General features: G+C 58.8%; 11 protein-coding genes and 2 pseudogenes. 8 read left to right on the forward strand and 5 right to left on the reverse strand.

The window, feature by feature from the left end; genetic code table 11:
- Positions 1-27: 27 nt before the first annotated feature.
- The 6 genes and pseudogenes from hemC (at position 28) to FHW77_RS19340 (ending at position 6,066) form a co-directional block, all read left to right on the forward strand.
- Positions 28-957 carry a hydroxymethylbilane synthase gene (gene hemC, locus FHW77_RS19315; protein ID WP_004443838.1) on the forward strand — a complete coding sequence of 310 codons (930 nt, stop codon included), beginning with the start codon at positions 28-30 and terminating at the stop codon, positions 955-957.
- A gap of 4 nt (positions 958-961) precedes the next feature.
- The gene (locus FHW77_RS19320; RefSeq protein ID WP_004443839.1) at positions 962-1,702 is read left to right on the forward strand and encodes a uroporphyrinogen-III synthase; all 741 of its coding nucleotides are present in this window, start codon (positions 962-964) and stop codon (positions 1,700-1,702) included.
- A 73-nt stretch (positions 1,703-1,775) separates the two neighbouring features.
- Complete coding sequence (locus tag FHW77_RS19325) at positions 1,776-3,221, forward strand: COG4223 family protein (protein ID WP_004443840.1); 1,446 nt, start codon at positions 1,776-1,778, stop codon at positions 3,219-3,221.
- 4 nt (positions 3,222-3,225) lie between these two features.
- Complete coding sequence (locus FHW77_RS19330) at positions 3,226-4,842, forward strand: heme biosynthesis protein HemY (protein ID WP_004443842.1); 1,617 nt, start codon at positions 3,226-3,228, stop codon at positions 4,840-4,842.
- A 14-nt stretch (positions 4,843-4,856) separates the two neighbouring features.
- Positions 4,857-5,342 (forward strand): annotated as a pseudogene (locus tag FHW77_RS19335) (tellurite resistance TerB family protein); the annotation flags it as partial.
- Positions 5,335-6,066 carry a glutamine amidotransferase gene (locus tag FHW77_RS19340; RefSeq protein WP_182590672.1) on the forward strand — a complete coding sequence of 244 codons (732 nt, stop codon included), beginning with the start codon at positions 5,335-5,337 and terminating at the stop codon, positions 6,064-6,066. The pseudogene FHW77_RS19335 and the gene FHW77_RS19340, both read left to right, overlap by 8 nt.
- 115 nt (positions 6,067-6,181) lie before the next feature.
- Here FHW77_RS19340 and FHW77_RS19345 read toward each other — a convergent pair whose 3' ends face one another.
- The gene (locus tag FHW77_RS19345; RefSeq protein WP_004443847.1) at positions 6,182-7,414 is read right to left on the reverse strand and encodes an MFS transporter; all 1,233 of its coding nucleotides are present in this window, start codon (positions 7,412-7,414) and stop codon (positions 6,182-6,184) included.
- A 244-nt stretch (positions 7,415-7,658) separates the two neighbouring features.
- On the opposite strand from FHW77_RS19345, the gene FHW77_RS19350 reads away from it, so the two are divergent.
- Both FHW77_RS19350 and FHW77_RS19355 read left to right on the forward strand, forming a co-directional pair.
- Positions 7,659-7,949 (forward strand): YggT family protein, encoded by a 291-nt coding sequence (locus tag FHW77_RS19350; protein ID WP_004443850.1) that lies wholly within the window; start codon positions 7,659-7,661, stop codon positions 7,947-7,949.
- A complete protein-coding gene (locus tag FHW77_RS19355; protein WP_004443852.1) occupies positions 7,946-8,251 on the forward strand; it encodes a DUF167 domain-containing protein in 306 nt (101 codons plus the stop codon). Before FHW77_RS19350 ends, FHW77_RS19355 begins: the two co-directional genes overlap by 4 nt.
- Positions 8,252-8,257: 6 nt before the next feature.
- Here FHW77_RS19355 and ppa read toward each other — a convergent pair whose 3' ends face one another.
- The 4 genes and pseudogenes from ppa to FHW77_RS19375 all read right to left on the reverse strand — a co-directional run bounded on the left by ppa (position 8,258) and on the right by FHW77_RS19375 (position 13,697).
- Positions 8,258-8,791: an inorganic diphosphatase gene (ppa, locus tag FHW77_RS19360; protein ID WP_004443856.1), complete on the reverse strand. Its 534-nt coding sequence runs from the start codon at positions 8,789-8,791 to the stop codon at positions 8,258-8,260.
- Positions 8,792-8,947: 156 nt separating this feature from the next.
- Positions 8,948-9,454, reverse strand: a complete 507-nt coding sequence (locus tag FHW77_RS19365; protein WP_004443858.1) for a GNAT family N-acetyltransferase — start codon at positions 9,452-9,454, stop codon at positions 8,948-8,950.
- A 209-nt stretch (positions 9,455-9,663) separates the two neighbouring features.
- Positions 9,664-11,487 carry a translational GTPase TypA gene (gene typA / locus FHW77_RS19370; RefSeq protein ID WP_004443860.1) on the reverse strand — a complete coding sequence of 608 codons (1,824 nt, stop codon included), beginning with the start codon at positions 11,485-11,487 and terminating at the stop codon, positions 9,664-9,666.
- A 150-nt stretch (positions 11,488-11,637) separates the two neighbouring features.
- Positions 11,638-13,697 (reverse strand): annotated as a pseudogene (locus FHW77_RS19375) (M3 family metallopeptidase).
- Positions 13,698-13,743: the final 46 nt, after the last annotated feature.

A 13,743-nucleotide genomic window follows, 5' to 3' on the forward strand; every position in this document is an offset into this window, starting at 1 on the left:
AACTCCGGTAACAATGGATAGACGCGGATGCAAACAAAACCTTTCCGAATCGGCACGCGCGGCAGCCCGCTGGCGCTCGCGCAGGCTTATGAGACGCGCAACCGGCTGATGGCGGCGCATGGTCTGCCGGAAGACATGTTCGAAATTGTCGTGCTATCCACCAAGGGCGACCGGATAACCGATCGCGCCTTGTCCGAAATCGGCGGCAAGGGCCTGTTTACCGAAGAACTGGAAAGCCAGCTCCTGTCAGGCGAACTCGATATGGCCGTGCATTCCTCAAAGGACATGCCGACCGTTTTGCCGCAAGGCCTTTATCTGTCCGCCTTCCTGCCGCGTGAAGACATACGCGACGCCTTCATCGGCCGCACCGCGCCGAAGCTGCTCGAACTGCCGCATGGCGCCGTGGTCGGCTCCGCGTCCCTGCGTCGCCAGGCGCTGATCCGTCGCCTGCGGCCGGATCTGAGCGTGATCATTTTTCGCGGTCAGGTCGATACGAGGCTGCGTAAGCTGGAGGAAGGCCAGGCGGACGCGACACTTCTTGCCCTTGCGGGCCTGAAGCGGCTCGGAAAGGACAACGTTCCGACGGAAATTCTTGACCCGAAGGAGTTCCCTCCCGCTCCAGCCCAAGGCGCAATCGGCGTGGAAAGCCGCATCGGCGATACGCGCATGGACGAACTGCTCGCGCCCATAAACGACAGGCCCACTCATGATTCAGTGAGCTGTGAGCGCGCCTTTCTCGCGGCGCTTGACGGTTCCTGCCGCACGCCGATTGCCGGTTATGCCACCTGTGACGGCGAGGAACTGCATTTTTACGGCCTCATCCTCACCCCCGATGGCCAGACGAGCCATGGCATCGAAATCTCCGGCAACCGCAGGGATGCGGCGAGGCTGGGCCAACAGGCCGGCGAAAAGGTACGCGCCAAGGCAGGCAGCAGTTTCTTCGAAGGCTGGGGCTGAGCCAATGCGGATCGTCGTCACCCGGCCGCAGCGTTCGGGCGAAAGGACGGCCGCAAAACTCGAAGCGCTCGGCCACACGCCGGCGCTACTGCCGCTGTTCTATCCCGTCCATCATCACGAGCGCGCCGTCTCGGCGCTGTCGCACCCAATGGCGGCCATCGCCGTGACCAGCGCAGAGGCTTTGCGGGCACTGGAGACATCACGAGACCGGCTGGTTCCCAATCTGTCAAAACCGCTGTTCGCCGTCGGAAGGGCAACGGCTGAAGCGGCGGAAAAAATCGGTTTCAAACACATTCTCACCGCTTCCGGCGATGCCGTAAGTCTGAACGCGCTGGTGACTGAACGCGCGGCCCTGTTTTCCGAGAAAGAACCCCTGCTTTATCTCGCCGGCCGACCCCGTGGCGCCGTCTTCGAGGAAGGCCTTGCCGCCGCCGGCATTGCCTTCAAAACGGTCGACTGTTACGAGATGCTGCCCTGCAACGTTCCTGAAACTGTGCTCGAAACGGCCCTGGTGAAAAACGCGGCGGATGTGGTCCTGCTTTATTCATCGGAAGCGGCGCGGGCATTTTTCCATCATGTATCGACGGAAAAATACGAAAAGGCGTTGGCGAGAACACAATTCATCTGCATCAGCCGCAACGTGTTTTCTCTCGTTCCGGAAATCTTCCGCGTCAACGCCGTTGCTGCCAAAGAGCCGAACGAGGCTGCGATGTTTGAACTTCTGCACCGCAACTCTGGAACCTAATTCGAGCTCGCCTCTTTCCTTTGCCGCCGTCACTGACTAGGTTTAGAGTACTGCAGGCAGAAATGAGGTTGTCATGGTATCGGGAAAGCCGCCACGCCACTCCAAGTCCAAAGCCGAACCGGTCACGATCGACCTGGACGCCAAAGACGTGAAAGCAGTTTCCGCCGACGTGGATGCCGCCGAGACCGACAAAAAGCCCGGTGACAAAACCCCGGAGACCGCAGCGGATTCCGCAGTTTCGGATATCAGATCGGAAGCAACCGCAACAGGCAATGCCGCACCGATATGGGATCAGCCAAAGAGACCCCCTCTCGAGCCCGAGCCCAATGTCGGGAAAGCGGACGCCGTGGCGGCGACACCGAAGGCGGAGAACCTGGATAACGGACAGAAAGCGCCTGTCTCGCCCTCCTCCGCTCCGCCTCAAGCCGATAGTAAATCTTCGACAGGCACCGCCCAGACGACCGCTGCCGCGGCTGCAACAGCAAAGCCTGCCTCCGGATCCACAGCCTCCACCAGCGCATCCGGCGGCGCCACCACGGCAAAGCCTTCGACCGCGACCTCGTCCTCAGGACCGGCAAAGCCCTCCATACCGCAGCGGGTCGAAAGCAAACAGGCGGCGACCTCGGGCCTGATCGCGGCAGGTATCGTCGGCGGCCTTGTGGCGCTCGCCGCCGCCGGCAGCATGCAATATGCAGGCATCCTGCCCTCCTTTAATGCAGGCAAGGCGGGAAGCGAGGAAATCGCTGCCCTTAAAACCGATCTGGACAGCTTGCGCCAGCAGCTTGCCAATGCGCCAGCCTCCGACACCTCGGCGCTGGAACAGCGCATCGCAACCCTTGAAGGCGTGAAGGGGGAGGCCTCGCAGGTCGATGGGCTGTCAGAGAAAATCACCGCCCTCGAAGCGGCTCTCCAGTCGGAACGGTCTGCGCAGACTTCGGCGACAGCGGAACTGACACGCCGTCTCGCTGATGCTGAAGCCAAGATCAACGAGCCGCGCGACGATATCGAAGTCGCCCGCGCTATAGCATCGGCCGCGCTGAAGGCCGCGATCGATCGCGGTGGACCGTTCCTGACGGAACTCGATACCCTGTCCAAGGTAACGCCCGACGATCCGGCCATCGCATCGCTGCAATCCTTCGCCGCAACCGGCGTACCATCACGCTCGGAGCTGATGCAGAAGTTCCCCGATGTCGCCAATGCGATGCTCTCAGCCATAAACCAGCCTGACCCCAATCAGGGCATCATGGAACGCCTGACCGAAAGCGCCTTTTCGCTGGTGAAGGTGCGACCCGTCGGAAACATCGAAGGCGAAACCCCCGAAGCCAGGATCGCACGCGTGGAAAACAAGCTGCGCAATGGCGATCTTCAGGGCGCGGCACTTGAGTGGAACGGTCTTCCGGATGCCGCCAAGACGGCATCCGCTGATTACAAGAAATCTCTGGATGCGCGCGTCGAGGTCGAAAATCTGGTGGGCGGCACGTTGAACCGCGCCATCACCAGCACCGGCAGGCAGGGGTAAGGGCATGACCAGAATTCTGACTTTCGCCGTTATCGTTCTGGCTCTCGGCTTCGGTTTCTCCTGGCTGGCTGACAGGCCGGGCGTCCTTTCCATCGTCTGGCAAGGTCAGCTGATCGAAATGAGCCTGATGGTCGCAGCCTCCATCATCGCGGCGCTCATCGCTGCTGCCATGTTGCTCTGGTGGATCGTCAACGCCGTATGGACTTCGCCTAATGCCGCCCGTCGTTATTTCCGCGCGCGCAAGCGCGACCGCGGTTATCAGGCGCTCTCCACTGGCCTCATCGCCGCTGGCGCTGGCAATGCCATTCTTGCACGGAAGATGACGGCCCGCACGCAGGGACTACTGAGTGCCGATCAGGAGCCGCTAATTCACCTGCTCGATGCACAGGCCGATCTCATCGAAGGCAAATATGATGAGGCGCGCCGTAAGTTCGAGGCCATGGCGCGTGATCCCGAAACGCGTGAACTCGGCCTTCGCGGCCTCTATATCGAGGCACGTCGTCAGGGCGCTTACGAAGCCGCCCAGCAATATGCCGAGGACGCCGCGGAAAAAGCACCCTATCTGCCATGGGCGGCACAGGCGACGCTGGAAAACCGATGCCGCAATGGGCAGTGGGACGATGCCATCCGTCTGCTTGATCAGCAGAAGGCGGCCAGCGTCATCGAACGCGGCGAGGCGGAGCGGCTGAAAGCCGTGCTTCTCACTGCCAAGGCCGGCGAGAAACTGGAAAGCGACCCGGTAGGTGCGCGCGAGGACGCGAAGCACGCTCTCAAGCTTGCAAAAGGCCTCGTGCCGGCAGCGCTTATCGCGGCGAAGTCCTACCTGCGCGAAGACAATCTGCGCAAGGCCGCCGCGATCCTTGAACCCGTCTGGAAAAACGATCCGCATCCGCAGATCGCCGAACTTTACGTACGCGCCCGCAGCGGCGATACCGCCATCGACCGTCTGAAGCGGGCAGAGCGGCTTGAAAGTCTGAAGCCCAACAACATCGAATCCCTGTTTGCCGTGGCGCAGGCGGCGCTCGACGCCAAGGAATTCGCCAAGGCCCGGGCGAAGGCCGAGGCCGCCGCCCGGATCGAGCCGCGCGAAAGCATTTTCCTCTTGATGGCCGATATCGAGGAGGCCGAAACCGGGGATCAGGGCCGTGTGCGCTACTGGATGGCGCAGGCACTGCGCGCGCCGCGTGATCCGGCATGGGTCGCCGACGGTATCGTCTCTGAAAAATGGCTGCCGGTCTCGCCTGTCACGGGTCGTCTCGATGCCTTCGAATGGAAAGCGCCTTTCGGGCAGCTGGAAGGCCCTGTTGAAGATCTGACAATCGAAAACGCGATTGCCGCAGCACCCGCAAGGACCGAACCGACGGTAAAGACGGTCGTCGTGGAAACCGCGCCCGAGACCCGTGCGGAGCCAAAGCGGGCTTCGGCTGAGCCCATAGAGGTAAAACCGAGTGTTTCGGCTCCGACGGAGAAAAAGCCCGTCACGATCGAAGCGCCGGTGGAAACCGAAGCGGCGAATGAAAAGGCCGAAGCAGTGCCCTTTTTCGGCGGTGCGCCAGATGATCCGGGTGTGAAGAAATCCGGCGCGGAAGCCGAACCCAAGACACGGCTCAAACTCTTCTGACGAGCAGGCTATCGATGTTCCAGCAAATACAGTCGTTTATTCAGAACCTCGTCGGCCCGCAGGCAGGTGATTTCAGTCCCGATGATCTGAGGGTGGCGGTAGCCGCCCTCTGTTTTCAGGTCATGGAAGCCGATGGCACCATCTCGAAAAGCGAGCGTGATCGTCTTCGCGAAATTCTGCATGAATATTATCATCTCGACGGCGGCAAGCTTGATGCCCTGCTCGCCGCCGGCCAGGAGGCCGGCAAGGAAGCCGTCGATTATTACCGCTTTACTACCGATATCCGTCGCCACCTGGATGAAGATCAGCGCGTGGAGCTTATTGGCATATTATGGGATATTGTTTACGCTGACGGCGAACGAAGCGAGATGGAAGACCATGTGATCTGGCGTGTCGCGGATCTGCTGGGTGTTTCCGTGCGCGACAGGGTCCTGCAACGTCAGCAGGCCGCCACGAGGTCCGGACCCGCTGAAGAAAGCGAAAACGAAGACGATGCTGTTTGCCCCCTCCAGGCAACAGAAACAACAACCTTCGCTGCTCATCGTCCTGCATCAGGAACGCTCCACGCCCGGTCGCGTCGGCCAGATGCTGGTGGAAAAAGGGTATCGTCTCGATGTAAGGCGTCCCGCGCTCGGCGATGACCTGCCGCAGACGCTGGAAAAACACGCCGGAGCCATCATTTTCGGCGGCCCGATGAGCGCCAATGATCCGCATGATTATGTCAAAGCCGAAATCGACTGGCTGAAAGTGCCGCTGAAGGAAAACAAGCCTTTTCTCGGCATCTGTCTCGGTGCGCAGATGTTGTCCAAACATTTGGGCGGCAGGGTGGAAGCCGACAGGGACGGCAAGGTGGAGATTGGCTGGTATCCGCTCCATGCCACCGAACATGGGCGGCTTCTGATGCCGCACTGGCCGAAGATGGTCTATCACTTCCATCGCGAAGGCTTTGAGCTGCCGCGTGGAGCCGAACTTCTGGCATCGGGCGAGACCTACCCCAACCAGGCCTATCGATATGGAAAAAATGCCTGGGGCCTGCAGTTTCACGCCGAACTGACACGTGCCATGATGCATAGCTGGGTGGTGCACGGCGCGCAGCGTTTCGGCATGCCCAATGCCCAGGTGGGCAGCCAGCATCTGGAAGGCCGCATGCTGTTTGATACGCCGCTCAGGGCATGGCTCAGCAATTTTCTCGATCTGGTTTTTGAGGGCAAGGCGCAGCGCTAGAGCATTTCCGGTAAAGATGCGCTGCGGCTTTACGTCCGGATAATCCGTGAAAACAAAAAGTTGGATCGTTTTTGCGCTTCGAAGAAAAGCCAAGACGATCTGAGACCCATCGCTGTCAGTGCGGCGCGTCGAGATTGTCGATCTTGCGCAGCTTGGAAAAGCCGAGCGCCCAGATGACCGCCACGGCGAGCGTGCCAGCCCCGCCGATGACAACGGCTGGAACGGCACCCACAACATGAGCCATGGTACCGGCACGAAACTCACCCAGTTCGTTCGATGCGCCGACGAAGACCATGTTCACCGCGTTCACACGCCCGCGTACCTCATCCGGTGTCCAAAGCGCGATCAACGTTTCTCGCACATAGACCGATACCATGTCCGATGCGCCCATGACTACCAACGCGGCGATGGACAGCCACGCGGTTTGCGAAAGTCCGAAGACCACGGTTGAAACGCCGAAAAGGCCAACGCCAGCGAACATCAGCAGGCCGGCATGGTGACGAATGGGCTTGAATGCCAGAATAACGGCGACGGTGATGGCGCCGATACCGGGCGCCGCGCGCAGAAGCCCGAGGCCCCACGGGCCGAGCGTCAGCACTTCCTTGGCAAAGATCGGCATCAATGCAACCGCGCCACCCAGCAACACCGCGAAGAGATCGAGCGATATTGCACCGAGGACGATCTTTTCCTGCGAGATGAATTTAAACCCGGCGAGCATGGTTTCGAGGCTGATCGCCTTTGCCGGGCCGCGTTGTTCCGGCTTGCGGATCGCCACCGCAAGTCCTGCGGAGACGATAAAAAGCACGAGCGCCACACTGTAGGCAACGGAGGCGCCGAGACCATAAAGCAGGCCGCCGGCAACGGGACCGAGAATGGAGGCCATCTGCCAGGAAGAAGAATTCCAGGCGATGGCGTTCGGCAAATCCTCTACCGGCACGAGATTGGGCGCCAGCGACTGGACCGCCGGTCCCATGAAAGCGCGCTCTATGCCGAAGACGACAAGAATGGCGAATACCGGCCAAGGGGAAAAGCTGTGCGTGAGTGTCAGCGCCAGAAGAGCGACGGCACAGAGCGCCGCAACCATCAGGCATATGGCCATAATACGCCGGCGATTGTGACGGTCGGCAACCGTTCCCGTAACAAGGATCAAAAGAAGGGACGGCAGAAACTGGAAAAGACCGATCAGGCCGAGATAAAAGGCATTGCCGGTCACTTCATACATTTGCCACCCAACCGAAACACTGACGATCTGTATGGCAAAGGCCGAAAAAAACCGGGCGCTGAAGAAACGTCGATAGGATGAATGCCGGAATGCACCGAAACGGTTTTCGGCAGAAGGAAGAGACATCGGCTGGGTGCTCGCGAAGAAAATGTGTGATGGCAATAAAGCGATATGACAGGAATCACCAGCCCTCACCATCGCGATCGCGCAAAGTGTGAGCGGTTTTTGCGTGAAATCCTGCCGCCCGGTTATGAGTTAGACCACGATCACAGCAGGTGGATCTAACCGGTGATGATTACGATTCGGCGCAACACTTGCCGGTTCAGCGACGAATGTCTAAATGTCTTGCAACCAAGATACGGAGATATTGATGCTTGCCCTGTTTCAGACCATCGATCTGGCCTTGAACCTCTATACCTGGGTGCTGATTGGCAGCGCCATTTTTTCATGGCTTTACGCCTTCAACGTCATCAATTCCCGCAACCAGTTCGTGAACGCCATCGGCAGCTTTCTGTTCAATGTCACGGAACCGGTTCTGCGCCCCATCCGTCGCGTTCTGCCCAATCTCGGTGGCATCGACATTTCGCCGATCATCGTGCTCCTGATCATCTTCTTCATCCGCTCCTTCATGTGGAACACGCTGTACCCGATGTTCGCGTGAACGGCTGCTGGCAAAAACACGGTGATCATATCCGGCTCTCCGTTCGCCTCACACCGAATGGCGGGCGGGACGCGATTGATGGCGTGGAGCTGGATGCGGACGGAAACGCGCAGCTAAAGGCCCGGGTCAGCGCCGTGCCGGAAGGCGGTAAGGCGAACAAGGCCCTGACTGTTTTGCTGGCAAAGAAACTTGGCGTACCCAAAACCGCCATCAGCTTCGTTTCGGGCGAAACAGCGCGCAAAAAAATCCTCCGGATCGACACCGACCCGGAGGATTTTGAAGACCGATTCAAGAAGCTTTAGACCAGATCAGCCCTGCGCCTTGTAGCGCTCGATGGCTTCGACGATCAGCTTCTTGGCAACGTCAACATCCTGCCAGCCGCCCATCTTCACCCACTTGCCGGGCTCCAGATCCTTGTAGTGCTCGAAGAAGTGCTCGATCTGCTTCAGCGTGATTTCCGGAAGATCGGTGTAATTATTGACCTTGTCGTAACGACGGGTCAGTTTCGGAACCGGAACCGCCAGAATCTTCTCGTCCTTGCCGCCATCATCTTCCATGATCATCACGCCGATGGGACGAACATTGATGACGCAGCCCGGTACCAGCGGGCGGGTGTTGCAGATGAGAACGTCGATCGGATCGCCATCGTCGGACAGGGTGTGCGGTACGAAACCATAGTTACCCGGATAGGTCATCGGCGTGTAGAGGAAGCGATCAACGATCAGCGCACCGGCATCCTTGTCCATCTCGTACTTGATCGGGTGTCCACCGACCGGCACTTCAACGATAACATTAACGTCTTCCGGCGGATTTTTGCCTACGGAAATTGCATCGATACGCATTCGCTTCCCTCATTCGCGGGTTGGATTTGGTTTTCGATACTGGGAAAGTCTGCGCATTGCAACACGGCTGTGGGCATATAAGGCATAATGGATAAATTGGGTGTCAGCGATGCGGTCACGACCGGACGCGAAACGACAATCCCGGAATTTGCGCCGTCAGTTCCAGACGAAACCGACCTTGCGAAGTGATTTGCCACCGAAATCTTCCATTCCTTCGGCAATGTCGCGCCCGCCATGCGAGCGGAAAAAGCGATTGGCTACATCGCTGTCCTCAAGGCACCAGACGACAATACCGTTGCAGCCAAGCGAGGTCAGCAACCGGCGCGCTTCCGTAAAAAGCAGTGATCCGAGGCCGATGCCCTGATATTCCGGACGGAGATAGAGTTCATAAATTTCGCCGTCATGCGGCAGTCCGCGCGCCCGGCTTAGGCCCAGCGTCGCGTAGCCGGCAACAACGCCCGCCACTTCAACCACCAGCATGGTTGCGGAACCCTTGGTTGCCTTTTTCCACCAGATTTCGCCACGGCGCTCGAGCATCTGCGTCAACGGCCGATGCGGGATAAGCCCGGCATAGGCCTGTTGCCACGACAGACGGTGCGCCTCGGATATGGCGCGCGCATCTTGCGGTTCAGCACGGCGAACATCGATGGATAACGTTTTCATAACGCGATTCTGGCCCCGGCCACTGAAACTTACCAGTCATAAAGGTTAACGCCGGCAAGCTTACCCACAGCCTATTCATGTGGACGACCAGAAAAAATTAACGCATCCTTAACCTTTGGCAAAGCTCCTTTCGACTCATGCACACATAAAAAAGAATGCATAAAAAAACCCGGCGCAAGGCCGGGTTTTCGAAACAGGGATCGAACCGATCAGCTGGCAGCAAGCTTTGCCTTTTCGAAACGCTTGCGGTCATTCGGATCGAGATAGAGCTTGCGAAGACGGATAGACTTCGGCGTGACTTCAACGAGTTCGTCATCCTGAATCCAGGAAAGTGCGCGCTCCAGCGTGAACTTGATCGGGGGGGTGAGCTTCACGGCTTCATCCTTGCCGGCGGCGCGGATGTTGGTGAGCTTCTTGCCCTTCAGCACGTTCACGTCGAGGTCGTTGTCACGGCTGTGAATGCCGATGATCATGCCTGCATAAACCTTCTCACCGGCATCGATGATCATCGGGCCGCGATCTTCGAGGTTGAACAGAGCATAGGCAACAGCTTCGCCCGACTCGTTCGACAGCAGAACGCCGTTGACGCGACCGCCGATCTCGCCCTTGTAAGGCTGGTAGTCGTGGAACAGGCGGTTCATGACGGCCGTACCGCGCGTGTCGGTCAGGAGTTCCGACTGGTAACCGATCAGACCACGGGTCGGCGCGAAGAACACCAGACGGACGCGGTTGCCGCCGGAGGGGCGAAGCTCGACCATTTCGGCCTTGCGCTCGGACATCTTCTGCACGACGACGCCGGAATGCTCCTCATCCACGTCGATGACAACTTCTTCGACCGGCTCCATCAGCTGGCCGTTCTCATCCTTGTGCATGACGACGCGCGGACGCGAAACGGCAAGCTCAAAACCTTCGCGGCGCATGTTTTCGATCAGAACCGCCAGCTGCAATTCGCCACGGCCAGATACGAAGAAGGAATCCTTGTCGGCGGATTCTTCGATCTTCAGCGCAACGTTACCTTCAGCTTCCTTGAACAGACGGTCGCGGATGACGCGGCTCGTCACCTTGTCGCCTTCGGTGCCGGCGAGCGGCGAATCGTTGACGATGAAGGACATGGTAACGGTTGGCGGATCGATCGGCTGCGCCTGCATCGGCTCCATGACGGCAGGGTCACAGAAGGTGTCGGCGACGGTGCCCTTGGAGAGACCTGCGATGGCGACGATGTCGCCTGCATGGGCTTCTTCGATCGAGGTGCGCTCGATGCCACGGAAAGCAAGAATCTTGGAGATGCGGCCGTTTTCAATCAGCTTGCCATCCTGGCCGAGAACCTTGACCGCCTGGTTCGGCTTGATCGAACCGGAAGCGATACGGCCGGTGATGATGCGGCCGAGGAAGTTGTTGGCTTCGAGGATCGTGCCGATCATGCGGAACGGACCTTCTTCGACCTTGGGCTCCGGCACGTGCTTGACGACGAGATCGAGGAGCGGCGCAAGACCTTCATCAGTCGGGCCTTCCGGATTGACGTTCATCCAGCCGGAACGGCCCGAGCCGTAGAGGATCGGGAAGTCGAGCTGCTCGTCGGTTGCATCCAGAGCCGCGAAAAGGTCGAAGACTTCGTTGACGACTTCCTCATGGCGGGCATCCGGACGGTCGATCTTGTTGATGGCGACGATCGGGCGAAGGCCGACCTTCAGCGCCTTGCCAACCACGAACTTCGTCTGCGGCATAGGGCCTTCGGCAGCGTCAACGAGAACGATGGCGCCGTCCACCATCGACAGGATACGCTCGACTTCACCGCCGAAGTCGGCGTGGCCGGGGGTGTCGACGATGTTGATGCGGGTATCTTTCCACTCGATCGAGGTCGCCTTGGCGAGAATGGTGATGCCGCGCTCTTTTTCGATGTCGTTGGAATCCATAACGCGTTCCATCACGCGCTGGTTTTCACGGAACGAACCGGATTGCTTCAGAAGCTCGTCAACAAGCGTCGTTTTTCCATGGTCAACGTGCGCGATGATCGCGATGTTGCGAAGTGCCATTGTTCAAAATCTCTGAGGTTGGGCGCTATATTGATGAGAAACGCCAATTTAGTTTGGCGCGCTCATAACCTTTTTTTTGCAAATGCGAAAGGGGGGCTCATGTCATAAGCCCCCTGCGCTCAGCTTCTAGCTCAGAAATATGACAGTCTCTTATAGGAGACCGCGCTTCGAAAGCATCGCGTCCGGGCTCGGCATCTTGCCGCGGAAGGCGAGATAGGCTTCCTCGGGATCCACGGAACCACCGACGGAGTAGATGTTGTCCTTCAGCCGCCGCGCCATATCGCTATCGAAGGCATTGCCGGTTTCCTCGAAGGCGGAAAAGGCATCGGCATCCAGCACTTCCGACCACATGTAAGAATAATATCCAGCGGAATAACCGTCGCCGGAGAAAACGTGCTGAAAATGCGGTGTCGCATGGCGCATGACGATGGATTAGGCATGTTGAGCGTTGAAAGAACCTCACCCTGCACGGCCATCGGGTCGTCGACGCTGTCGCGCGTGTGGAACGCCATGTCGACAATCGCCGAAGAGGTAAACTCCACCGTGCTGAAGCCGGCATTGAAGGTCTGTGCGGCCAGAACCTTGTCCAGCAGCGCCTTCGGCATTGCCGCACCAGTTTCATAATGCAGGGCGTATTTTTCCAGGATTTCCGGCACAGTCAGCCAGTGCTCGTAAAGCTGCGAGGGCAATTCGACGAAATCGCACGATACGCCCGTTCCCGACACCGAAGGGTAGGTGACATCGGACAACATGCCATGCAGCGCGTGGCCGAATTCGTGGAAGAGTGTACGCGCATCGTCAAGCGAAAGAAGCGCGGGCTTACCTTCGGCCGGTTTGGCGAAGTTGCAGACATTATAGATGATCGGGATTTCTCCGACCGTACCGTTTTTCAGCGGCAACTTGTGCTGCGATTGGAACGAACTCATCCATGCGCCTGATCGCTTGGAGGGCCGCGCGAAATAATCGCCGAGGAACATGGCCTTCAGATCGCCCTGGTCGTCGCGGATCTCGAAAACCCGGACGTCCGGGTGATAGGCGGCGACACCCTTGACCTCGACGGCACGAATTCCAAACAGCCGCCCGGCCACATCGAAGCAGGCTTCAATGATCTTTTCCAGCTGCAGATAAGGTTTCAGTTCCGCCTCGGAGAAATTGAATTTCTGAGCGCGGAGCTTTTCGGCGTAATGTCGCCAGTCCCATGGCAGAACGTCGTGGTTTTTGCCTTCCGCGGCGATGATGGCGGCAAGCTCAGCCTCCTCCTCACCCGCGCGGCGAACGGCCTTTTCCCAGACCTGCCCCAGAAGGCCGTTCACGGCATCGGGCGTCTTTGCCATCGTGTCGTCAAGCTTATAGGCGGCGAAATTCGCATAACCGAGAAGCTTCGCCTTCTCCTCGCGCAGTTCAAGCGTGCGGCGGACGATCTCTCGATTGTCGGTCTCGCCGCCGTTTTCACCGCGCGCCGCCCATGCCCTGAACGCCTGTTCACGCAGGTCTCGACGTTCGGAAAATGTCAGGAAGGGCTCGATGATGGAACGGGAAAGGGTGACGGCGAACATGCCATCCTCGCCATGCTCACGGGCCGCACCCGCCATTGCGTCGCGCAGAAAACCGGGAATGCCGGCAAGTTCCTCTTCCGTGGAAAGCAAGAGCTTCCAGTTCTTTTCATCCGCCAGTACATTCTGCCCGAACTTTGCACCGAGACCGGCCAGCTCCTCATTGATCGCCGCCAGCCGCTCCTGCCGGTCTTTCGGCAATTTCGCGCCGGAGCGCACGAAACCCTTCCAGTGCCGTTCGAGAACACGGTTTTCCTCACCCGTCAGCCCAAGTGTCTCGCGTTTTTCCCACAAGGTATCGATGCGCTTGAACAGAGCCGCGTTCATGCCGATCTTAGAATAGTGCCGCGACATTTTCGGAGCAATCTCCCGCTCCAGCGCCTGGATCACGCCATTGGTGTTCGCTCCTGCCCTGTTCCAGAACAGCGCCGAAATGCGTGAAAGATCGTCACCCGCGACCTCAAGCGCAGTTACAGTGTTTGCAAATGTCGGCGCCTCAACATTGGCTGCGATCGCATCGATCTCCTGCTCATGGGAACCAAGTGCGGCGTCAAAGGCCGGAGCGAAATCCTCATCCCTGACTGCATCGAATTTTGGCAGACCATTGTGACCGTTCCAGTGAACGAGTGCGGGATAAAGCGCGGTCTCAGATGGCATTTCATGTTCCTCGTACAATTCCGGTTTAGCCATATGGGCACGCCGC

It is taken from the genome of Agrobacterium sp. RC10-4-1 (assembly GCF_014138475.1).
Lineage (GTDB): Bacteria > Pseudomonadota > Alphaproteobacteria > Rhizobiales > Rhizobiaceae > Agrobacterium > Agrobacterium pusense.

Bases quoted from the DNA above. Each gene is read 5' to 3' on its own strand.
- typA (WP_004443860.1), bottom strand. From the start codon at position 11,487: ATGGCACTTCGCAACATCGCGATCATCGCGCACGTTGACCATGGAAAA.
- FHW77_RS19340 (WP_182590672.1), top strand. From the start codon at position 5,335: ATGCTGTTTGCCCCCTCCAGGCAACAGAAACAACAACCTTCGCTGCTC.
- FHW77_RS19330 (WP_004443842.1), top strand. From the start codon at position 3,226: ATGACCAGAATTCTGACTTTCGCCGTTATCGTTCTGGCTCTCGGCTTC.
- hemC (WP_004443838.1), top strand. From the start codon at position 28: ATGCAAACAAAACCTTTCCGAATCGGCACGCGCGGCAGCCCGCTGGCG.
- FHW77_RS19325 (WP_004443840.1), top strand. From the start codon at position 1,776: ATGGTATCGGGAAAGCCGCCACGCCACTCCAAGTCCAAAGCCGAACCG.
- ppa (WP_004443856.1), bottom strand. From the start codon at position 8,791: ATGCGTATCGATGCAATTTCCGTAGGCAAAAATCCGCCGGAAGACGTT.
- FHW77_RS19320 (WP_004443839.1), top strand. From the start codon at position 962: ATGCGGATCGTCGTCACCCGGCCGCAGCGTTCGGGCGAAAGGACGGCC.
- FHW77_RS19365 (WP_004443858.1), bottom strand. From the start codon at position 9,454: ATGAAAACGTTATCCATCGATGTTCGCCGTGCTGAACCGCAAGATGCG.
- FHW77_RS19350 (WP_004443850.1), top strand. From the start codon at position 7,659: ATGCTTGCCCTGTTTCAGACCATCGATCTGGCCTTGAACCTCTATACC.
- FHW77_RS19345 (WP_004443847.1), bottom strand. From the start codon at position 7,414: ATGTCTCTTCCTTCTGCCGAAAACCGTTTCGGTGCATTCCGGCATTCA.